20 protein-coding genes and 1 pseudogene are annotated in these 20445 nt (G+C 63.2%); 13 read left to right on the top strand and 8 right to left on the bottom strand.

Features of this window, described 5'->3' with window-relative positions; genetic code table 11:
- The first annotated feature begins 37 nt into the window (after positions 1 to 37).
- From AC1RMD_RS04735 to AC1RMD_RS04725, 3 genes are read left to right on the top strand one after another with little or no spacing between them, the layout of a single operon-like run.
- Complete coding sequence (locus AC1RMD_RS04735) at positions 38 to 946, top strand: alpha/beta hydrolase (protein ID WP_492924125.1); 909 nt, start codon at positions 38 to 40, stop codon at positions 944 to 946.
- Complete coding sequence (locus tag AC1RMD_RS04730; protein ID WP_492924123.1) at positions 943 to 1296, top strand: antibiotic biosynthesis monooxygenase family protein; 354 nt, start codon at positions 943 to 945, stop codon at positions 1294 to 1296. Before AC1RMD_RS04735 ends, AC1RMD_RS04730 begins: the two co-directional genes overlap by 4 nt.
- Positions 1293 to 1994: an ArsR/SmtB family transcription factor gene (locus AC1RMD_RS04725; protein WP_492924122.1), complete on the top strand. Its 702-nt coding sequence runs from the start codon at positions 1293 to 1295 to the stop codon at positions 1992 to 1994. The genes AC1RMD_RS04730 and AC1RMD_RS04725 overlap by 4 nt, the downstream gene beginning before the upstream one ends.
- Positions 1995 to 1996: 2 nt before the next feature.
- Here the strand turns inward: AC1RMD_RS04725 and AC1RMD_RS04720 are convergent, their stop codons facing one another.
- Positions 1997 to 3340 carry an MFS transporter gene (locus AC1RMD_RS04720; RefSeq protein WP_492924121.1) on the bottom strand — a complete coding sequence of 448 codons (1344 nt, stop codon included), beginning with the start codon at positions 3338 to 3340 and terminating at the stop codon, positions 1997 to 1999.
- Between the two features lie 109 nt (positions 3341 to 3449).
- The gene (locus tag AC1RMD_RS04715) at positions 3450 to 3935 is read right to left on the bottom strand and encodes a hypothetical protein (protein ID WP_492924120.1); all 486 of its coding nucleotides are present in this window, start codon (positions 3933 to 3935) and stop codon (positions 3450 to 3452) included.
- A 168-nt stretch (positions 3936 to 4103) separates the two neighbouring features.
- Between AC1RMD_RS04715 and rpsO the strand changes: the two genes are divergently transcribed.
- Positions 4104 to 4373, top strand: coding sequence for a 30S ribosomal protein S15 (gene rpsO / locus AC1RMD_RS04710; protein ID WP_008450438.1), 270 nt, complete (start codon positions 4104 to 4106; stop codon positions 4371 to 4373).
- A gap of 221 nt (positions 4374 to 4594) precedes the next feature.
- Positions 4595 to 6718, top strand: coding sequence for a polyribonucleotide nucleotidyltransferase (gene pnp, locus AC1RMD_RS04705; protein ID WP_492924118.1), 2124 nt, complete (start codon positions 4595 to 4597; stop codon positions 6716 to 6718).
- Positions 6719 to 6797: 79 nt separating this feature from the next.
- Here pnp and AC1RMD_RS04700 read toward each other — a convergent pair whose 3' ends face one another.
- Positions 6798 to 7619, bottom strand: a complete 822-nt coding sequence (locus AC1RMD_RS04700; protein ID WP_492924116.1) for a hypothetical protein — start codon at positions 7617 to 7619, stop codon at positions 6798 to 6800.
- A gap of 158 nt (positions 7620 to 7777) precedes the next feature.
- Between AC1RMD_RS04700 and AC1RMD_RS04695 the strand changes: the two genes are divergently transcribed.
- From AC1RMD_RS04695 to AC1RMD_RS04685, 3 genes and pseudogenes are all read left to right on the top strand, one after another.
- Positions 7778 to 8209 (top strand): DUF29 domain-containing protein, encoded by a 432-nt coding sequence (locus AC1RMD_RS04695; RefSeq protein ID WP_492924114.1) that lies wholly within the window; start codon positions 7778 to 7780, stop codon positions 8207 to 8209.
- A 6-nt stretch (positions 8210 to 8215) separates the two neighbouring features.
- Positions 8216 to 8380, top strand: a pseudogene (locus AC1RMD_RS04690) (DUF29 domain-containing protein); the annotation flags it as partial.
- Between the two features lie 136 nt (positions 8381 to 8516).
- On the top strand, positions 8517 to 8960 hold the full coding sequence (locus AC1RMD_RS04685) for a DUF29 domain-containing protein (protein ID WP_492924112.1): 444 nt from the start codon (positions 8517 to 8519) through the stop codon (positions 8958 to 8960).
- Here AC1RMD_RS04685 and AC1RMD_RS04680 read toward each other — a convergent pair.
- On the bottom strand, positions 8945 to 10348 hold the full coding sequence (locus AC1RMD_RS04680; RefSeq protein WP_492924110.1) for a PQQ-dependent sugar dehydrogenase: 1404 nt from the start codon (positions 10346 to 10348) through the stop codon (positions 8945 to 8947). The genes AC1RMD_RS04685 and AC1RMD_RS04680 overlap by 16 nt on opposite strands.
- Before the next feature lie 141 nt (positions 10349 to 10489).
- Between AC1RMD_RS04680 and bla the strand changes: the two genes are divergently transcribed.
- The 5 genes from bla to AC1RMD_RS04655 all read left to right on the top strand — a co-directional run bounded on the left by bla (position 10490) and on the right by AC1RMD_RS04655 (position 14471).
- Positions 10490 to 11338 (top strand): subclass B3 metallo-beta-lactamase, encoded by an 849-nt coding sequence (gene bla / locus AC1RMD_RS04675; protein ID WP_492924108.1) that lies wholly within the window; start codon positions 10490 to 10492, stop codon positions 11336 to 11338.
- On the top strand, positions 11335 to 12030 hold the full coding sequence (locus AC1RMD_RS04670; RefSeq protein ID WP_492924106.1) for an alpha/beta hydrolase: 696 nt from the start codon (positions 11335 to 11337) through the stop codon (positions 12028 to 12030). Before bla ends, AC1RMD_RS04670 begins: the two co-directional genes overlap by 4 nt.
- A gap of 106 nt (positions 12031 to 12136) precedes the next feature.
- On the top strand, positions 12137 to 12631 hold the full coding sequence (locus AC1RMD_RS04665) for a nuclear transport factor 2 family protein (RefSeq protein WP_492924104.1): 495 nt from the start codon (positions 12137 to 12139) through the stop codon (positions 12629 to 12631).
- A gap of 41 nt (positions 12632 to 12672) precedes the next feature.
- The gene (locus AC1RMD_RS04660) at positions 12673 to 13707 is read left to right on the top strand and encodes a sensor histidine kinase (protein ID WP_492924102.1); all 1035 of its coding nucleotides are present in this window, start codon (positions 12673 to 12675) and stop codon (positions 13705 to 13707) included.
- Positions 13704 to 14471: a LytR/AlgR family response regulator transcription factor gene (locus tag AC1RMD_RS04655; RefSeq protein WP_492924100.1), complete on the top strand. Its 768-nt coding sequence runs from the start codon at positions 13704 to 13706 to the stop codon at positions 14469 to 14471. Before AC1RMD_RS04660 ends, AC1RMD_RS04655 begins: the two co-directional genes overlap by 4 nt.
- Here the strand turns inward: AC1RMD_RS04655 and AC1RMD_RS04650 are convergent, their stop codons facing one another.
- From AC1RMD_RS04650 to AC1RMD_RS04635, 4 genes are all read right to left on the bottom strand, one after another.
- The gene (locus tag AC1RMD_RS04650; RefSeq protein ID WP_492924098.1) at positions 14472 to 16019 is read right to left on the bottom strand and encodes a histidine-type phosphatase; all 1548 of its coding nucleotides are present in this window, start codon (positions 16017 to 16019) and stop codon (positions 14472 to 14474) included.
- 3 nt (positions 16020 to 16022) lie between these two features.
- Positions 16023 to 18134 carry a TonB-dependent siderophore receptor gene (locus AC1RMD_RS04645; RefSeq protein ID WP_492924096.1) on the bottom strand — a complete coding sequence of 704 codons (2112 nt, stop codon included), beginning with the start codon at positions 18132 to 18134 and terminating at the stop codon, positions 16023 to 16025.
- Between the two features lie 95 nt (positions 18135 to 18229).
- A complete protein-coding gene (locus AC1RMD_RS04640; protein ID WP_492924094.1) occupies positions 18230 to 19138 on the bottom strand; it encodes a carbohydrate kinase family protein in 909 nt (302 codons plus the stop codon).
- 2 nt (positions 19139 to 19140) lie between these two features.
- Positions 19141 to 20349, bottom strand: a complete 1209-nt coding sequence (locus AC1RMD_RS04635; RefSeq protein ID WP_492924092.1) for an AGE family epimerase/isomerase — start codon at positions 20347 to 20349, stop codon at positions 19141 to 19143.
- Positions 20350 to 20445 lie beyond the last annotated feature (96 nt).

The following is a 20445-nucleotide window of genomic DNA, read 5'->3' as shown; positions in this document are numbered from 1 at the left end:
AACAGCTATCTTGTCGATTCGATGACAGGAGGCTGCAATGATCAAACTGATGGAAACGCCCATGCTGGCGCTGCAAGTGCGCCGCGCCGCCGAGGACCTGGGCGATGTAATCTACGTGCACGGCTCGACCTTCGGCGCCGATCTCTCGGTGTTCTATTCCTTGGACGACCGCAGTTGGGCCGATGCGCTGAACGCCGCCGGTTTCAATGTGTGGGGCTTCGACTTTGCCGGCTATGGCGCGTCCGAACGATATGCGCAGCACGACAGCATGCCCGTTGGCGACTTGCGCAGCGTGCAGGAGCAATTGCACCGTGTGGTCTGCGCTGTTCGCGAGCGCAATGGCGGCCGGCCCGTGATGCTGCTGGCGCATTCGTGGGGCGGCTCGGTGGCGTTGCGCTATGCAGGCGGACAGCCGCAGGCACTGGCCGCGCTGGTGCTGTTCGCGCCCATCGTGACGCGCGACGCCACCACGTCGGCGAGCGGCTACTTGCCGGCCGCCGACGGTACGGCATCCCATTATCCGCTGACGGCATGGGCGCAGTACCGCCGCTTTGTTGACGACGTCCCGCGCGGCCATCCACAGCTGTTGGATGAAGCCCACTTCCAGCACTGGAGCGCCGCCTTCCTGGCGACCGATCCCGGCGCAGCTACCCGCACACCGCCAGCCGTGTTGACGCCAACGGGACCTCAGGCCGACGTGCGGGCGCTGTGGTCCGGCGAGGCGCTGTATGATGCCTCGCGCGTCACCGCGCCGACGCTGCTGGTGCGCGGCGAATGGGACAGCGTATGTTCCGGCGCCGACGCCGCCAATTTGCTTGCCGACCTGGGTGGCAGCATCAAGCGCTGCGAGACCTTCCCAAGCGCTACGCACCTGATGCATCTGGAGTCGTCGCGCGGGCTGCTTTACAATGCCGTCAACGCCTTTTTGCGTAGGAGCGCCAAATGATCGCCGTGATATTCGAAGTCATCCCCAGCACTGAAGGCTACGCGGAATACCTCGACCGCGCGGCCCAGCTGGCGCCGTTGCTGGAAAAAATGGACGGCTTCATTTCCATCGAACGCTTCGAAAGCCTGAAGTCTCCCGGCAAGCTGCTGTCGCTGTCCTTCTGGCGCGACGAGGATGCGGTGCGCGCCTGGCGCGAGCAGGAGCAGCACCGTGAAGCGCAAAGCGCCGGCCGTGCCGGTGTGTTCGATAATTATCGCTTGCGCGTCGCCAGCGTCATCCGCGACTACGGCTTGATGGAGCGCGACGAAGCGCCGCCCCACCATCCACCAATTGCGGCAGGCCAGCCATGAACACACCGCAACCACGCTTCGCCCGCGTCGCCGCCGCAATCGGCGACCCGACCCGCGCGCTGATGCTGTCGCGACTGCTCGATGGCCGCTTCTACACCGCCACCGACCTTGCGCAGCACGCCGGCGTGTCCGCACCGACCGCGTCGCAGCATTTGAAACTGCTGGTGGAAGAGCGGCTGGCGAGCGTGCGCGCACAAGGCCGCCACCGCTACTACATGCTCGCCGACGGCAACGTCGCTCATGCGCTGGAAGCGCTGCTGCGCGTGGCCGATGGCGCGCTGCCCGAGAGCACGCGCTGGCAGGCGCCGGCCATGCGTGGCTTGCGTCATGCGCGCAGCTGCTACGGCCACCTGGCGGGCGTGCTGGGTGTGGATCTGTGCCGCTGCTTCGTCGACAACGGCTGGGTGAAGCCGGGGGAGGGGGATGGCCACGACTATCCGCTCACGCCATCGGGCCAGGCGCGGCTGCGGCAGCTGGGCATCCAGCTGCCGGAAGGCGCGTCGGCCCAGCGCCAGTTGTATGGCTGCGTCGACTGGTCCGAGCGGCGCGATCACTTCGCCGGGCCGCTGGCCGTCGCGCTGCTCGACAACTTCGTCGTGCGCGGCTGGCTGCGCCGCAGCGACGACACGCGTGCGCTGGCAGTCCCGGCCCATGGCAAGGCCGAACTGGCGGCCTGGCTCAGAAACGCAACAGATTAAATCTATTCGTCCTCTTCAATACGCATCGACAGCGCGGCCGCGATGAACATCGAGATGCCGCCGAGCACCAGCATCATCACGGCGCTGCCGTTGAACACATGGGTCAGGAAATAGCCCAGGCAGACGCCGGACACCACCTGCGGGATCACGATCGACATGTTGAACATGCCCATGTACATGCCCATCTTCTTCGCCGGAATTTTGCCGGCGAGGATGGCATACGGCATCGACAAGGTGCTGGCCCACGCCAGCCCGACGCCGGCAAACGACAGCAGCAACATCATCGGCGAGGTGATGAAGTAGATCGAGATGAAGCTGAGTCCACCGACCACCAGTGCCAGCGCGTGCGCGGTCTTGCGGCTGGTGCGCGCGGCGATCAGCGGCAGCACGAAGGCGAAGGCGATCGAGGCGGCGTTGTAGACCGCGCCGCACACGCCCCACCAGTTGGCGCCTTCGTTGTACAGCGCGGAGCTGGTGTCGGTGGCGTGGTAGATGTGCTGCGTCAGCGTGGCGGTGCCGTAGGTCCACATCGAGAACCAGGTGAACCAGGTGAAGAACTGCACCAGCGACAACTGCACCATGATTTTCGGCATGTTGAGGTAGTCGTTGACGAAGCCGCGCAGGCCGGTCGGCGCCGCTGCCGCCGGTTCCGCCTCGGGATGGAATTGGCTCAGCTGCTCCGGCGAATATTCGCGGGTGCGCAGCACGGTCCACAGCACCGCCGCCAGGTAGATCGCGCCGCCGATGTAGAAGGCGTAGACCACCGAATCGGGCGTCTTGCCGGCGGCGGCGGTGTTGGCCACGTCGAACCAGTGCGTCAGCACCCACGGCAGCGCCGACGCGCCCACCGCGCCCACGCCGATGAAGAAGGTCTGCACCGCATAGCCGGTGGTCAGCTGTTCTTTCGGCAGCAGGTCGCCGACGAAGGCGCGGAACGGCTCCATCGAAATATTGATCGCGACGTCGAGCACCAGCAGCATGGCGGCGGCGGTCCACAGCACGGTGGCGTTCGGCAAGCCCAGCATCGCCAGCGTGGCCAGCACGGCGCCGATGAAGAAGTAGGGGCGGCGACGGCCCCAGCGGCCCCAGGTGCGGTCGCTCATGTAGCCGATGATGGGTTGCACCAGCAGGCCGGCCAGCGGCGCGGCGGTCATCAGGAAGCCGATCTTGTCGAGCTCGGCGCCCATGGTCTGGAAGATGCGGGGGACGTTGCTTTGCTGGAGGGCGAAGCCGGCCTGGATGCCGAGAAAGCCGAAACTCATGTTCCAGATGGCCCAGAACGACAGCTTCGGCTTGGGCGCCGGCGCGGCGGCGCCGGGTTCGGCCAGTTTCACTTTTGCATGCATGAGGATCTCCGTTTTTGTTGGCGTATTATCTACTTGAAAAAGTAGTTTGGCTACAAAATGCGGAGATCTCGAGTAAAGTGCAGTGGTTCTTTTGTATCTTTGCTACATTTTAGCGGCGACGCGATTCCCGCTCCGGATCCGGCCCGTTGACCATGGCCTGGACGATGCCGTTGCGGTCGAATTCCACGTGCATCACGGAATCCCACACATTCTGTTCCTTGTAGCGATAAACCCACACATCGCCGTCGACGCTGGCGTAGTGCACCTGCTGGGCCGGTTTGCCGAAGGTGCTGAGGATGGTTTGCTTGCTATCCTTGCGCGGTTTGACTGTGGCGAACTTCTCGCTGCTGAGCACCTGCTCGAAGGAGATCAGCTTGCCGTCCGGGCCGATGCGCGCCATGTGGGTGTACTGGCCGAACGGGCCGCCGGCGTATTCGAGCATGGTGTCCGGGCCGTTGGCATAGGTGCCGGTGGGCTGGCCCAGCTTGGCCTTGACGGCGTCGGCGGGCTCGCCGGCCGCCAGCGGAGGGGAGTTGAGGCTGGCGCACGCGCTCAGCATGGCAGGCAAGATTGCCACAAAGATCAGTTTTTTCATCGCACACCCCTGTATAGGACCGGAAAGTTAGAACAATTGTAGCCAACACAGGATACATGTGGGAGTTTTTCCGCTATACTTCCGGGTCTGGTCTTCGGATCAGTTTTTTTTGAAGTTCACGATGTGCAGGGTTACGACTCCGCGCACCGCATGTTAAAGGTAAATATCATGACCGTAGAAAACATCAACAAAGCCGCCATTATCGCGGACAACGCCCGTGGTCAAAAAGACACCGGCTCCCCAGAAGTTCAAGTTGCGCTGCTGACCGCACGCATCAACGAATTGAACGGCCACTTCAAGGCACACAGCAAGGATCACCACTCGCGTCGTGGTCTGATTATGATGGTTAACCGTCGTAAGAGCCTGCTGTCCTACCTGAAGGGCAAAGATGCTACCCGTTATCGCGATCTGATCGCTAAACTGGGTCTGCGTAAGTAATTTTTTGCGTCATCCGGCTTAATCGAAATGCCTGCGCCAGTTTTCTGACGCGGGCATTTTGTCATTTTTGCCGGGAAAATTGCCAAGCGGAATAGCGTCTTGGCAGTGCGACATGGAATTCCTGGGTTTTAGCAGTTGCAGTAAAGACGATAACTATATCGTCTGTGGTGAGGTGAACGACAGCCCCTGAAAATCTGTCGGCAAATAGAAAGGGATTACCCATGTTTAATAAAGTTACGAAAACCTTCCAGTACGGTCAACACACCGTGACCCTGGAAACCGGCGAAATCGCTCGCCAGGCCTCCGGTGCAGTCCTGGTATCGATCGAAGATACCGTGGTGCTGGCTACTGTCGTCGCACGCAAAGACGCCAAGCCAGGCCAGGACTTCTTCCCGCTGACCGTCGACTACGTTGAGAAAACCTATGCTGCCGGTAAAATCCCGGGCGGTTTCTTCAAGCGTGAAGGTCGTCCTTCGGAAAAAGAAACACTGACATCCCGCCTGATCGACCGTCCTATCCGTCCTCTGTTCCCAGAAGGCTACCTGAACGAAGTGCAGGTGATCATTCACGTGCTGTCGGTCAACCCGGAAATCGATCCAGACATCGCCGCCATGATCGGCGCATCGGCCGCCCTGTGCGTGTCGGGCGTACCGTTCAACGGCCCGGTCGGCGCAGCGCGCGTCGGCTACGCCAACGGCCAGTACATCCTGAACCCTACCGTTGAACAGCTGAAGACTTCGCAGATGGATCTGGTTGTCGCCGGTACCGAAACCGCCGTGCTGATGGTGGAATCGGAAGCCAAGCAACTGTCCGAAGAAATCATGCTCGGCGCGGTCGTCTTCGGCCATACCGAAATGAAAGCAGTCATCGACGCGATCCACGAGCTGGTACGCGACGGCGGCAAGCCGGAAGTCGAATGGGTCCCGCCAGCGAAGAACGAAGCGCTGATCGGCCGCGTTGCGCATTTCGCCGCAGGCAAAATCAACGAAGCCTACCAGACCAAAGACAAGCAAGAGCGTACCGCCAAGCTGAAGGCCGCCACCAGCGAAGTGCTGGCCGACCTGTCCGCTGAAGCCGCCGCCGCCGGCGCCGCGCCAGTCGACGCAGCCGAAGTGAACAACATCCTGTTCGACATCGAAGCCAAGATCGTCCGTACCCAGATCCTGGACGGCGAGCCACGTATCGACGGCCGCGACACCCGCACCGTTCGTCCGATTTCGATCCGTACCTCGGTGCTGCCACGCACCCACGGTTCGGCGCTGTTCACCCGCGGTGAAACGCAGGCGTTGGTGGTTGCCACCCTGGGCACCGCACGCGACAGCCAGAAGATCGACGCGCTGATGGGCGAGTTCACCGACTCCTTCATGCTGCATTACAACATGCCACCGTTCGCCACCGGCGAAACCGGCCGCGTAGGTACGCCTAAGCGCCGCGAAATCGGCCACGGCCGTCTGGCCAAGCGCGCGCTGATCGCCGCACTGCCGGCACCGGAAGAGTTCAGCTACTCCGTGCGCCTGGTGTCGGAAATCACCGAATCGAACGGTTCGTCGTCGATGGCTTCGGTCTGCGGCGGCTGCCTGGCGCTGATGGATGCCGGCGTTCCGATGAAAGAGCACGTCGCCGGTATCGCGATGGGCCTGATCAAGGAAGGCGGCAAGTTCGCCGTGCTGTCGGACATCCTGGGCGATGAAGATCACCTGGGCGACATGGACTTCAAAGTAGCCGGTACCCGCAACGGTATCACCGCGCTGCAGATGGACATCAAGATCATGGGCATCACCAAGGAAATCATGCAAGTGGCGCTGGCGCAAGCCAAAGAAGGCCGCGAGCACATCCTGGGCGAAATGCAAAAAGCCATGCCGACCGTGAAGACCGAGCTGTCGGACTTCGCACCGCGCCTGATCACCATCAAGATCAACCCAGAGAAGATCCGTGACGTCATCGGCAAGGGCGGCGCAGTCATCCGCGCGCTGACCGAAGAGACCGGCACCCAGATCGACATCAGCGACGAAGGCGTGGTCACCATCGCTTCGGTCGACGCCGCCGCCGGCCAGGAGGCCAAGCGCCGCATCGAAGAACTGACCGCTTCGGTCGAAGTGGGCAAGACCTACGACGGCGTGGTATTGAAGCTGTTGGACTTCGGCGCGATCGTTCAGGTCATGCCAGGCAAAGATGGTCTGCTGCACATCTCGCAAATCGCCAACGAGCGCGTCAACGCCGTTGCCGATTACCTGAAAGAAGGCCAGGCAGTGCGCGTCAAGGTTCTGGAAACCGACGACCGCGGCCGCCTGAAACTGTCGATGAAAGCCGCTGCTGAAGAAGCCGCTGCCGCCGTTGCACAGTAAATTGCCGTTGCCGGGCTGATCCCCGGCGTTTCGGTCTGCACACCCCGTCGGCTTTGCGCTTGCGGGGTGTTTTTTTATCTCAGGCGCCGTGTTTCGAACGGTGTGCTGTTGGCGAGTCAGGCAGGCGTCGGCATAGCGCCAGCGACAGGCCCAACAACATTAGCAGCAAGGTCGAGGGCAATGGCACGGCAGTCACCGCGAAGTTGGCATAGGCCGCTGCCGCGCTCTCTGCCGAGCCGATGCCGGTGTGGCCGAAACTATCGGTGTGCAGCGTGCCCGTGATATCGATCAGGGTGCCGACCGGATATCCGCTGGCATATTGGAACATCTGATCGATAGAGCGCGCCTGCGCGGACGGCGACGGGCCGCAATCGTCGAACAGGCCGCTGGATGAGCAGTTGCCGCCAATATTCAAATCGCCCCAGTTCAGCGACTGGACCAGCGCACCGACAGTCAGCGTCGCCGTCAGGTTGCTGATGCGTACATTGGCGCGTGAGTTGGCGTTGAAGTTGGTAAATACCGAAGTGCTGCCGCCGTAGCTGTAGTTGAGCCGGATATTCGTCAAGCCCGGTTGGGCAATTCGAAATTCATATAGCCACGAGACGTCGGCGTTTGCGCTGGTTTCTCTGAAACGATCAATATCGACATTGGCGCTCGCGCTCCCGGAACCGTTAAAACCGCTGGAGAGAGCGCCGATAGCGGGATTGCCCACCAGGCCGATAGACGCGACGGCATTGCCGACCGGCGCCGCCGCCGCAGGTATCGCCCGTATCAATTCCAGTGCGGTCGAGAGGACGGGAATGATCCCGGCTTGACTTGCTCCCGGCAAGGCTATCGCCAGTAGCAACAATAATTTGAGTATTGGACGCATGAAGTTCTCCTCGATGGTGTGAGCCAGCATGATTGCCGGCTGCTGATGCGTACGCATGAACCGTACCCAGCGCCCGCCAATGGCGGCATGGCGTGGCCGAGCGCCGGTGCTGTAAAGACTTTCGACAGAAGACGGCGGGGCCATAGTCTCGTCTGAACTCTTGGCGCCGGGCCTGGTCTAACTTCATCATGGGCACCTTATACGAAGACGACATCATTGCCTGGTCCGAACAGCAGGCGGCCTTGCTGCGCGCCGGCCGCTGGGAATTGCTGGATCACGAAAACATTGCCGAGGAGATCGAAGATGTGGGCCATCGGGAAAAGAAAGAGCTGCGCAGCCGGTTGGTTGTATTGCTCTCGCATCTATTGAAGTGGCAATTTCAAACGTCGCACCGTGGCCCCAGCTGGGTGCATACCATACGCACCCAGCGCGTGGCGATCGACGACGCGCTGGAAGATTGTCCCAGTTTGCAGGCGCTGCTGGATGATCCGCAGTGGCTGGAAACGACCTATCGCCGCGCTGTCCGGAATGCCCAGGCGCAGACGCACCTGAAGGTCTTTCCCATCGAACTACCGTGGCGCGTTGAGCAATTCTTATCGCATGCTTTTTGGCCTGACTAATCGATCATGAGTTCCCTATACGAAGACGACGTTATCGCTTGGGCCGAACAGCAAGCAGCCTTGCTGCGTCGCGGCCAATGGTCGCAGCTGGACATCGACAACATCGCCGAGGAGATCGAGGATGTGGGCAAGAGCGAAAAGAGAGAGCTGCAAAGCCGGCTGTCGGTACTCACCTTGGCTGGCCGGCGTCTATCGTCGCGCGTTGGTCGACACCTATGCCGAGACTTCTTTGCCCGCGTTGCCAAGCGAGTCGCCGTGGACGATCACTGAGATTCTGACCGAGGAGTTTTTTCCGGAGTAAATAGTCATGGCAACTGCATATGAAGACGATGTGGCGGAATGGGCGAAGGAGCAGGCCTTCTGGCTGCGGTCGGGGCAGCTCTCGTTGGCAGATGCGCTGCACTTGGCGGAGGAAATCGAAGGCGTGGCCGCATATTTTAAATTCCAGCTGGACGATCGATGTTCGACGTTGTTGGCGCATTTAGCGCGTTGGCAAAGGCAGGACGGCAATCGCTGCGAGCTATGGCGCCAGCTGATCGTGTTGCAGCGCCGCCGAATTGCGCGAATGCTGGCGCGTCTGCCCAGCTTGCGTACAGCCATCGTGGACCCTGAATTTCTCCAGGATGTATGGCTGGACGCTTTGATCAAAGTAGTGGGCGAGAACTGCTGCTACGACCTGCCCGAAACCAGCCCCTGGTCGTTGGAGCAGGCGCTGGCTCAGGACTTCTTTCCAGACTACTTGCCGTCGTAAGTGACGCGGTACACGCGGCCGCCGTAGTCGTCGGAGACGATCATCGAGCCGTCCGGCAGCGTGGCCACGTCCACCGGCCGGCCCACCACTTCCTCGCCGCGCAGGAAGCCGTCGATGAAGGCGGTGTCGGTGACGACCTTGCTGTTGTACAGCGTAATCAAACGCACGCTGTAGCCGCTCTTGGTGGTGCGGTTCCACGAACCATGCTCGGCGACGTAGACGTTGTTGCGATACGCCTCAGGGAACTGCTTGCCGGTGTAGAAGCTCAAACCCAGCGGCGCCACGTGCGGCCCCAGCTTGGCGACCGGCGGATCGAACTCATCGCAACTACGGCCCTTGGCAAAGGCCGGGTCCGGCACCACACCGCCGTGGCAGTAAGGGAAGCCGAAATGGATGCCGGCCTTGGGCGCCACGTTCAGCTCGCACGATGGCGTGTTGTCGCCCATCTCGTCGCGGCCGTTGTCGGTGAACCACAGCTGTTTGGTCGTCGGATGGAAGGCGAAGCCCACCGTGTTGCGCACGCCGCGCGCATATTCTTCCAGCTGGCTGCCGTCCGCGTTCATGCGATAGATTTTCGCGCTCTTGGTGTCCTCGACGTCGCATACATTGCACGGCGCGCCGACCGGGATGTACAGCTTGCCGTCCGGCCCGGCCTTGATGACCTTCTCGCCATGCCACTTGTCGTTCGGCAGGCTGACCTTGACCACTTCGTAGGACGGCTTCTGCGCGTAGCGCTTGTCGATATTGTCGAAGCGGATCACGCGGCTGATTTCGCCCACGTACAGCGCGCCGTTGAGCAGCGTCACGCCGATCGGGTTTTCCAGGCCTTCGGCGATGGTCACCACGTCGGCCGCCTGCTTGTCGGCGCGCGGCACCAGCGCGTACACCTTGCCGGCCTTGCGCGAGCCGACGTAGACGATGCCGCTGTCCGACACCACCATGCTGCGCGCGGCGCTGACCTGGTTGGCGTAGACGCTGATGCGGAAGCCCTTGGGCAGCTTGAAGCCGCTCAGGTCGGGAACGTTCTGCTGCGCCTTGGCCTCGGGCGTCTGCGCCACGGCGGGCTTGGCGGCGTTGGCGGCGATCAGGTCGGCCAGCAAGGCGATCTGTGTCGCGCTCAGGGCGGGGGACCAGGCCGGCATGTCCTTCTCCGGCACGCCCTTGCTGATAATCTTGATGAGGTTGGCCTTGGTGGGCGCGCCGTGCAGCCACGCGTGATCGCCCAGCGACGGGCCGACAGCGCCTTCCATCTTGACGCCGTGGCAGGCGGAGCAGTTGGCCTGGTAAAGCTTTTCGGCGGCGCCAAGCTTGGATTCAGCCGCTTGACTGGCAAAGGAGGCTGCGGCCAGGCAGGACATGAGGGCGGCGCGGAGTGCGGGATGTTTCATGGACGGTTCCTTCGAATGGCGACACGGTATTGTGCCAGTGTCTACCAGCTATTACCATGTTGACGATACCGCAAGCCCGATACGTACAGGGTGTACGGATGTACAATGTTCTTTCTTTACCAACTCTGTCGCATACCATTCATGATCAAACCTTTGCTGGCCGCTGTGCTCTGCGGCCTTGCCGCCTTCGCCTCCGCAAACACGCCTGACGACAACTGGAACAAGCCGGTCGAACCATTCCAGATATACGGCAACAGCTATTACGTCGGCGTGAGCAGCCTCAGTTCGGTGCTGGTGACGTCGCCGCAGGGCCACATCCTGCTGGACGGCGCCTATCCCGATTCGCCGCAACGCATCGCCGCCAGCATCCGCAAGCTGGGTTTCCGCATACAGGACGTCAAGCTGATACTGAGCTCGCACGGCCACATGGACCACGCTGGCGGCATCGCCGAACTTCAGCGCATGAGCGGCGCAACGGTGGTGGCCAGCCCCCTGGCGGCAGCGGACCTGAAGCGCGGCGGCATGGGCAAGGATGACCCCCAGATCGTCGGCAGCACGCCGTTTGCCAAGGTGGCCAAGGTGCGCGCGGTGCGAAATGGCGAAGCCGTCAAAGTCGGGCCGCTGACGGTGACCGCGATGTATACGCCGGGCCACACGTCGGGTGGCACCAGCTGGACGTGGAGCTCCTGTGAACAAGACCGCTGCGCCAGCATAGTTTTCGCCGACAGCATCAACCCTGTTTCCAACGACGGTTACAAGTTCAACGCCCATCCGCAAGTACTGAAGCAATATGAGCAGAGCTTTGCGGCGTTGGAGCAGGCATCGTGCGACATCATCATCGCCGTGCACCCGGAATTCTCCGGCACCTGGGACAAGCTGAAAAGCGGCAAACCGCACCCCTTGCTGGATGGCGGCGATGGCTGCAAAGCCTACGCCAAACAATCGCGCGAGAATCTCAGCCTGCGTTTGGCCAAGGAGGCAGGCAAATGATCGTGGATTTCGATGTGGCGTTTGAGGACCATGTGCTGAAGGGCGACCAGTACGTCGGCGACGGTGTCAACCGCGTGCTGTATCTGCACGGCGCCGGCTCCAGCACCCGCCGCGGCCATCATCTGCTGCGCAACGCCTTGCAGCAGCGCGGCGTCGGCAGCACCAGCTTCGATTGTATCGGCCATGGCGACACCGGTGGCACGCTGGCGCAATCGTCGGTGGCCAGCCGCACGCGCCAGGCGCAGGCGGTGGCCGCTGCGCGCGGCCTGCCGGAGCCGATGGCGGTGTTCGGCGCCAGCATGGGCGCCTACAACGCCATCCGCTTCACGCAAAGCCATCGTGTCGATGCGCTGGTGCTGGTCGTCCCCGGCGTCTTCACGCCGTCGGCGTACGAGGTGCCGTTCGGGCCAGAGTTCTCGGCCGTGATACGGCGCGAGCGCAGCTGGGCCGACAGCGACGCCTGGGACATCCTGTCGCGCTTCGAAGGCCGGCTGCTGGTGATCGCCGCCGAGAACGACGCCACCATCCCGCGCGAGATCCCCGAGCGCCTGGTGGCCGCCGCCACGCGCGCGCAATCGAGCCGGCTGCACGTGGTGCAGGGCGCCGAACATAATCGCTTGTGGTCATTGCTGGCGGAAGACCCGGCGAGCTTCGATGTCGCCGTCGATATGGTGGCCGACACACTCAAGTAGGTTCAGCTGAACCGTTACACCGCAATCCATGCACGGTCGGGCGCATTCCGCTCGACCGGCGCGCACGGCATGCTTATCGTGATTATTTTGTCACTTTGGAGCTCACATGCGCCTTCTTCCTCCCCTCGCTTTTGCCGTCATCATGACCGCCTTGAGCCTGGCGCCAGTACGCGCCGCCGACACCGGGCATGACGCCGACGTGGCGGCGATTCGCCAGGTCGTGCAGCAATTCCAGTCCGCCATCGTCGCCCACGACGGCAAAACCCTGGGCAGCCTGTTCCTGCCGGACCACGACAGCTGGCTGTCGGTATTCGACACCCCGACCTGGAAGGTGGTCAAGGCGAAGAACCCGGCCGCGCGCAAGGTGATGCGATCGAGCTGGCAAAAATTCGCGGAATTCGTCCAGACGTCCAAGGGGCCGGTCGAGGAGCGCTTCTACGATGTGCGCATCGACACGAATGGCGCCGTGGGTTCGGTGTACTTCAACTTTGATTTCATCTCCGACGGAAAGGTCACCAACCGTGGCAGCGAGAGCTGGCAGATGGTGCAGACCGAAGATGGGTGGAAGATCAGCTCAATGCTGTACTCGATCGGCGACTGACGCGCTAGAATCGCTGGTTTCCTCTTTTTCGGACGCCCTGCGTGAAAGAACCCACCCCACAACTCATCGCTGTACTTGCCGCGCTGCCGGTCGCCGCCTGCATGGCGATCCTCGGGCTGCCGGCGCTCGGCCATGGTTACGCCGCCGCCTTTCGCGGCCTGTACTTCGTTGCATGCATGGCGTGGGTCGCGCCATTGGCCCAGTTGCAGCGGGTCTTGTGGCGCCGCGAGAGTTCATTGATGCTTACGGCGGTGGTCTTGCTGGCGGCAAGTTATGCGATGTCGATCGCGAACGCGCTGGCGGGGCAGCGCCTGGCGATCGCGCTAGGGCTGGAGACCGGCTATCGCTGGACCGACCTGGTGCGGGGCCTGGACGGCTGCTGGCTGGCGCTGATCGCTTTCTGTGCCGTGCATGCTGTTGCGGTTTACTACCTGTCGCTGCAGCGTACCAAGCTTCATCTCGCACAGGCCCTCGCGCACGCGCGGGACGCCGAGTTGCGCGCCCTGCGCCTGCAAGTGAACCCGCACTTCCTCTTTAATACGCTGAACGCGATATCGGCCCTGGTCTCCGCCGGCGCCGATCGCGAGGCCACTCGCATGATCAGCCGCGTGGCCGACTTTCTGCGCGCCACCCTCGCGCACGACGGTCGCCATGAGCACGCGCTGGCCGAGGAGCTGGCGCTGATCGAGGCCTACCTCGACATCGAACAGGCGCGGCTCGGCGAGCGCCTGCGGGTGACGATGACGGCCGGCCCCGACGTGCTTGACGCGGCGGTCCCGTACCTGTTGCTGCAACCGCTGGTCGAGAATGCGATCCGTCACGGCATCGCACCGCTGGCTACGGCGGGCCGGCTCGACATCCGCGTAGAACACACCGGTACCCATCTGGCGGTCGATCTGCTCAACGATGGACGCCGGCCTGTGTCGGATGGGGCCACCGGTATCGGTCTTGCCAACGTGGCCGAGCGGCTGCGCCACCTGTATGGCGGGGAGCACCGGTTCGACGCGGGCTGGCGCGATGAGCGCAGCTTCCACGTGCGTCTGATGCTTCCGCTGCGGCAGCGGGACGCAGCATGAAGCCCAGCCCAATCACCGTTGCGATTGTTGATGACGAGCCGCTGGCGCGGCTCGCGCTCAAAACTCGGCTGGCGCGCAGATCTGGCTTTGAGCTGGTCGCCGAATATGGCGATGGCGGCACCGCCGTTCAGGGCCTGGCAGCGCTGCGCCCGGATCTGGTGTTCGTCGACGTCCAGATGCCCGGCCGTAGCGGCCTTGAAGTACTGCGCGCACTGCCCATCGACAGCAGGCCGATGGCGATCCTGGTCACGGCCCACGACAGCTTCGCCCTGCAAGCCTTTGATCTGGCGGCGCTCGACTATTTGCTCAAGCCAGTCGACGACGAGCGCTTCGACGAGGCCTTGGACCGCGCCCGCCGGGCCTTCCCGTGGCGTCGGCAGAACGATACTCCTGCATTGGCGCCCGCTACCTGGACACGCACGTTCACGGTGCGAGTGGGGATGCGCACGGTACTGGTGCGGGCCAGCGACGTCGAGCGCATCGAAGCGGATGGCGACTATGCGACGCTGCATGCGGGCGGCAAGACGCACCTGGTGCGCGAACCGTTGCATCAATTGGCCATGCAGCTCGATCCCTTGCAGTTCCAACGTGTGCACCGCTCGGCGATCGTGCGCATCGATATGGTCGTCGAATTGCGAGCATTGACGAATCGCGACGCCTTGCTGCGCCTGCGCGACGGCAGCCTGTTACGCGCAAGCCGTACCTACATGCCGGCGCTGTTGGAGGCACTTGAGCGCCATGGCACGCATGTGGTTAATTCGTGATTAATTCGGCAGGTAGCAAGCGCGCAGGCTTGCGTAGTCGTAGTAGTGGCTGGCCGGGGCGATCTTTGCATGGTCGCAGCCGCGCTTGAAGTCCGTTTCCTTCTCGTTGTACAGCATGCGGACCAGCGTGCGGCCCTGGTCATTGGTGTAGACGTCCCACTGGATATTGGCCGCCATCGGCGCGACCGCATCGCCGCGCCAGCTGCTGTTGCTGTAGCTGTAGCTCGCCGCGCGCGGCAGTTGCTCCGACATGCCGGTCAGGCCGAGGATGGTTGCCATCGGAATGATGATCTCGGCGTGGGCGAAGCGCAGCTTGGCGGCGCGCGACAGATCTCCCTTGGCGACGGCATCCACCTCGCCGAAGAAATCGTCCAACAGCGTTTGCGCCATGCGGTAATTGACGCCGCCGTTTTCGCTGATGCCGGGACCCTTGCTGTAGAAGGCGATGGCGTCCTCGGTGGCCGCGAACACCGCCGCCTGTGGCGCCGGCATGTAGCGGGCGAAATCGGCTTTCAGCTCGGCCTTCATATCGGCGGCGGCCGCGTACATTTCGTAGAGCGCCTGCGCGGCATCGACGGCGGAGTTGATGTTGGTGTCGCCATCGCCGGTCAGCTTGTTGGTGAACCGCTTGTCGGCGCTGGTGTAGCTGTAGACGCCGGTGTTGGCGGCGCTGTAGCGGCCCTGGTCAAGGCCTTCGATAAAGGCCGGTGTGAACAGGCGTTCCAGCACCGCTTTGGCGGCCGCCGCCACCTGCGGCTGCGCCAGTACGGCGGCTTCGCGCGCGCGTAGTTCATCGCTTCTGGCCCAGGCCTGATACTCCTGGCTGGCCTGGTAGGTGGCGTGCAGCGGATCGCTGTCGTCGGCCACCAGGTCCTGCTTCGCGCTCAGTTTGTGGAAGTAGAGCAGGAAGCGGTCGGTGCCCGCCGGGCGGCTGGCATGATTCGTTTCGGCGCGCGGCGCCAGCGATGGCGGACGCACGATCAGCGCTTGCAGATTGGCTTGCTGTGCCACCAGCGATCCGGCGAAGTAATCGCCGCTGTCCACGGCGCGATCCTTGCCGGAGGTGAGCAGCAGGATCTGGCGAGGCTGCGCCCCTGCACCTGCGGGGGCGTTGCGGAACAGCTGCGGCAAGCGGTGGTACATGCGCTCGGCGAGCTGCTTGTGCTCCGTCACACCCTGCATGGTCTCGTTGCCGTAGCCTGGTTTGGTGATGCCGGCCACGCCGTAGCCCAGCAATGCGTTGGCCTTCATCATTTGCAGCAGGTCGTCGCCGAGGTGGGCGCCCAGCGGCGTCAAGGCCTTCTCCTGGCCGGCCAGCTGCCACAGCTTGTAGAGCGCCAGGTCGGTCTTCATGCTGCTCAAACCGCGCGACCCATGCCGCGCCAGCAGCTGGGTGTAGACCGCGCGGTAGCCTTGCGGCGGGGCTTCATAGCTGGCGCTGGCCTGCTGCGGTTGATACGGCGTCTTGGTTTGATAGTACTGCTCGCCGACGGCGTTCAACATCAACAGGGACAGCGCGGCGCCTGCCGCAAGGCGTGGTGGTTTCATACTTTAGAAGTCTACGCGAACATTCACGCTGGCGGTACGCGGCGAGCCGACGTTCAGGTAGTTCTCCTGGTAGTAGGTCCAGTATTTGCGGTTGGCGATGTTCGAGATGTTCGCGCGCACGCTGACCATCTTGCCGAAGTAGCGGTGACGGTAGTTGAATCCCGCATCGAACAGCGTGTAGGCCGGCAGCGTGTTGACGTTGGCCGCATCCATCGGCAGCTCGCCCAGGTACTGGGTACCGGCGTGCAGCGCCAGGCCTGGCAGCACTTCGCGCCAGGTCGCCTGCACCGAAACCTGGCGGCGCGGGGCGCCGACGGCGCGCTTGCCGCTGTAGCCTGCGGCGGCGTTTTCCAGCGTCGCATCGAGCAGCATCAGGCCACCTTCGATCGACAGGTTCTTGGCCGCCTGCACCACGGTGTTGAATTCCACACCCTGGTATTTGGATTCGCCGTCGGCCACGAAGACGTTGCCGGCATTGGTGTATTGCGCGCCGCGCTTGATGTGGAACAGCGCCGCGCTGGCGTTCCAGAAGCTGCGCTCCGTCTTGACGCCAACTTCGGCCTGCTTGCTCTTCAACGGAGCAAAGGTCTGGTTGGCGTTGACGGTGGACGTAGGCGCGCTGGAAGCCTGCTCCATCGCCTCGACATAGCTGCCGTAGATGGTGGTGTTGGCGGCCGGCTTGTACATCAGCGCCACGGTCGGCGTGGTGCGCTGAGCAGGATAGTTGGCGATGACAGCGCCCTTGGTGGAGTAGGCGTTGTCGTTGTAGCGGGTGTAGCGGGCGCCGGCCAGCACCGACCAGTTGTCGGTCAGCTTGACGGTGTCGCTGGCGAAGGCCGCTTCCTGGCGGGTCGCTTCGTCGCGGTAGGTGCCGCCGCTCCAGTTGATGCTGCCGACGTTGATGATGTTGGGTGCGTACAGGTTGCCGGTGCCCATATAGGTCTTCGGCGTCACCACGGAGGAGGTCGACGACAGGTTTTGCGAGGTCACGCCGGCGACGATTTCATGCGCCAGGCCGAAGGCGTTGACCTTGCCTTCGAAGCTGGCCTGCGCCTGGTCGAAGTGGTAGCCATGCAGCTCGGAGGTGACGCGGTCCTTGTAGTCGGCCTTGTTGCTGGTGATGTAGTACTGGTCCTTTTTGTAGACGCGGGTCGAATTCGAGGTGCGGTACGACAGGTTGGCCATCCATTCAGGGCTCAGGCGGTATTCCATGCCGACGGTGGACAGCGCGAATTCGACGTCGCTGCCGGCGCCGATGCTGTTCAATTTGCTGTCGCCGGCGATCGGCTTCGGCACCACGTACAACGGCGAGATCACCACGTCGGTGCCGCCCACGCTTTTGCGGCGCTGGTAGATCGCATCGTAGGTGAGCGCGACGTCGTTGTTGACGCGCCATTCCAGGTTGATGCCCGCGGCGTTGCGCTTGATGGAGCCGCTTTCTTCTTTTACGCCGCCGTCTTCGTGCAGCAGGTTCAGACGGTAGCCGAAGCCGCCTTCGTCGCCGAGGCGGCCGCCGGTGTCGATATGTTCCTTGATCGCGCCGCCTTCCTGATAGCCCAGCGCGGCGCTGAAGCTCTTGTCGGTGGTGGGGCGCTTGCTGACGTAGTTGACGATGCCGCCCGGCGAACCGAAGCCGTACATAAAGCCGGTCAGGCCTTTCAGCACTTCCACGCTCTCGAACATCTCCAGCGGCATTTCGGTGCCGCGGTTGACGTTGGCCAGGCCGTTGATCTTGTAGCCGTTCAGGTCATCGAGGCGCAGGCCGCGCATCTGGATGGTGGCCGGGTGGGTGCTGATCGGTGGGCTGATGGCGGTGACCGAGGCGTCGTACTTCAGCACTTCGGCAATGCTGGTAGCCAGGCGGTCTTCGATTTCGTCGCTGCTGACGGCCTTGGTGGAGAAGGGCGTATCCAGTTCCGACTTGCGTCCCAGTGCACCGGCGCTGACGCTGTCGGCCAGTTTTTTCTTTTCCACGGTCGCCTTGATGACGACCTTGGACAGCGCGCCTTCGCCGCCGTCTTCGGTGGCGAAGGCCGCGCCGTGCAGTGCGCACAGGCCGGCGGCCGCGAGGGCCAGGTGCAAACGGGATTTGGCGAAGGTAGTATTCGGGTGCATGAGAACCTAAAGAAGAGGGACGATATAAAGCCCGCAATCTTATCGGTGTTGTATGACAACCGTATGACGGCCCTCATGCTTTTTACTGCGGCTACTTACGGCAGCAGCGCCTCGATCTGCGCCAGCGACGGCGGCGAGGCGCCTGCGGCCAGGCAGGCGGCGGCGCCGGCCGCCACGGCAAACTGCAGATGCTGCAAGGGCTGGTTTTGCGGTCGATGCATCATGCTCCATGCCAGCGCGGCGATGCTGGCGTCGCCCGCGCCGACGGTGTCGACCACCGTGATCGGCGGCGCAGGCAGATGCCACGCCTGGTCGCCTGCGTGCAGCGACGCACCTGCGCCACCCTTGGTGTACAGCCAGGTGGCGCCGGGGTTCCAGCTGCGCAGCGTGGTGAAGGCGCCATCGATATCGCTGGTGCGGAACAGGCCTTCCAGATCTTCTTCGGATACCTTGATGACGTCCGCCAGCTCCGTCATGCGGCGCAGCGTGGCGTCGTAACGCTCGTCCATCAACAAGCGGTAGTTCGGATCGTAGCTGATGCGCACGCCGTCGCGCTTGAGCTGTCCGGCCAGCGCCACCAGCTTGTCCGCCAGCGGCTGGCGCGCCAGGCTGATGCCGCCGAAGTGCGCCCATTTGCAGTGCGCGCGCCAGCCCTCCGGCAGCGCCGCCGCGTCGAACTGCAAATCGGCGCTGTCGTCGCCGACGAAGAAGTACGCCGGTGGATCGGTGCGGTGCACGATCGCCAGCAGCGGCGATTTGTCGCTGCGCTGGAGGAAGCGCAGATCCAGCCGCGCGGCCTCGCTGGCCTGCCACAGTGCGTCGCCGAAGACGTCGCGGCTGATGGCGCCGGCGAAGGCGGTTGGCACGTCCAGCCTGGCCATGGTGCGCGCCACGTTCCAGGTCGAGCCGCCCACCTGGCTAAACCACTGCTGCTGTTGCGGGTCCTGCACGATCATGTCGGTCAGCGCTTCGCCCGCCGCCACGAATACCGGAAAGGCCGTCATGCTTAATCCTTCAATACGTTGAGCACTTCGTAGCAGGCGCCCATGGTGTGATAGTCCACCTTGCCGGCGGGGCTTTTCTCGTCGGTCAGCTTGCTGTTGTCCGCGCCCAGGATGCGATACCACGCGCCGTGCCGGTGGTCGACGAAATGCTCCCAGCTGTAGGCCCAGATCTTGTCGTACCAGGTCCAGTAGCGCGATTCGCCGGTGCGCGCTGCCAGCAGCGCGGCGGTGGCCAGGCTTTCGGCCTGCACCCAGAAGTATTTGAGATCGTCGCAAATGCTGCCGTCCGGCGCAAAGCCGTAGTAGATGCCGCCGTGCTCATGGTCCCAGGCCTTGGCCAGCGCCGCGTCGAACAGCTCGACGGCGCGCGGCAGCAGCCAGTTGCTGCCGCCTTCCAGCTGCTCGCCGTGGCGCTCCAGCAGCAGCAGCAGCTTGGCCCACTCGGTCAGGTGGCCCGGCTGGTAACCCCACGGACGGAAGATATTGCTCTTGTCGTGGCGGTTGTATTCGGTGTCCACCGACCAGTCGGCGTGGTAGTGCTCCCAGATCAGGTTGTCGGCCAGCGCGGCCTGGCGTTGCGTGATGTTGCGGGCCAGCGTTTCGGCGCGCAGCAGGTAGGCGCGTTCGCCGGTCGCCTCGAAGGCGGCGATCAGCGCTTCGCAGGCGTGCATATTGGCGTTCTGGCCGCGATAGGGCGCCAGGAAAGTCCAATCGGAGCTGGCTTCGTCGGCGTACAGGCCATGGGGGGCTTGCCAGAAGCGGCGTTCCATCAGCGCATAGGTCTCGGCGATCCACTCGCGGGCCTGGGTCTCGCCGGCCATCAGCGCGTGGCTGTAGGCCAGCAGCACGAAGGCCAGTCCGTAGCAGTGGTTGGTGCCGTCGGTGACGAGGCCGGCGCCGTTGTTCCAGTCCAGCTGCCACGCATAGCCGCCGGTGTCGGCGTTGCGGTGCGCCTTGCGCAGGAAGTCCAGGCCATGGCGCAGGCGCTGCTGGTCGGCCGCTTCGCCGAACTGGCGCCACGCCATCGCATGCGTGAAGATGAAACGCGTGCTGCTGACCAGGTGACGGGTGTGCGCGTCGTAGACCGTTCCATCATCCTTGTAGAAGTGATAGAAGCCGCCGCTTGGGTCCATGCAGCGGTCGTCGTAGAAGTGCTTGGTGTGGCGTATGTGGTTCAGCAGCGTTGCGCGGGATTGAAAATCTGGTACCATCGTCAGGTCCGTTTGTAGGTTAAAAAGCAGGCCGCCTTGTACGGCAAGCGCTGTATGTTTTTCAGGCGCGCAGCAGCCCCCGCATACGGTTCCTGC

The sequence above is a fragment of the Duganella sp. GW822-FHT06D06 genome (assembly GCF_058799615.1).
Note: the sequence above shows the minus strand (reverse complement) of the source record. Positions and strands in the feature narration are given on the sequence as shown.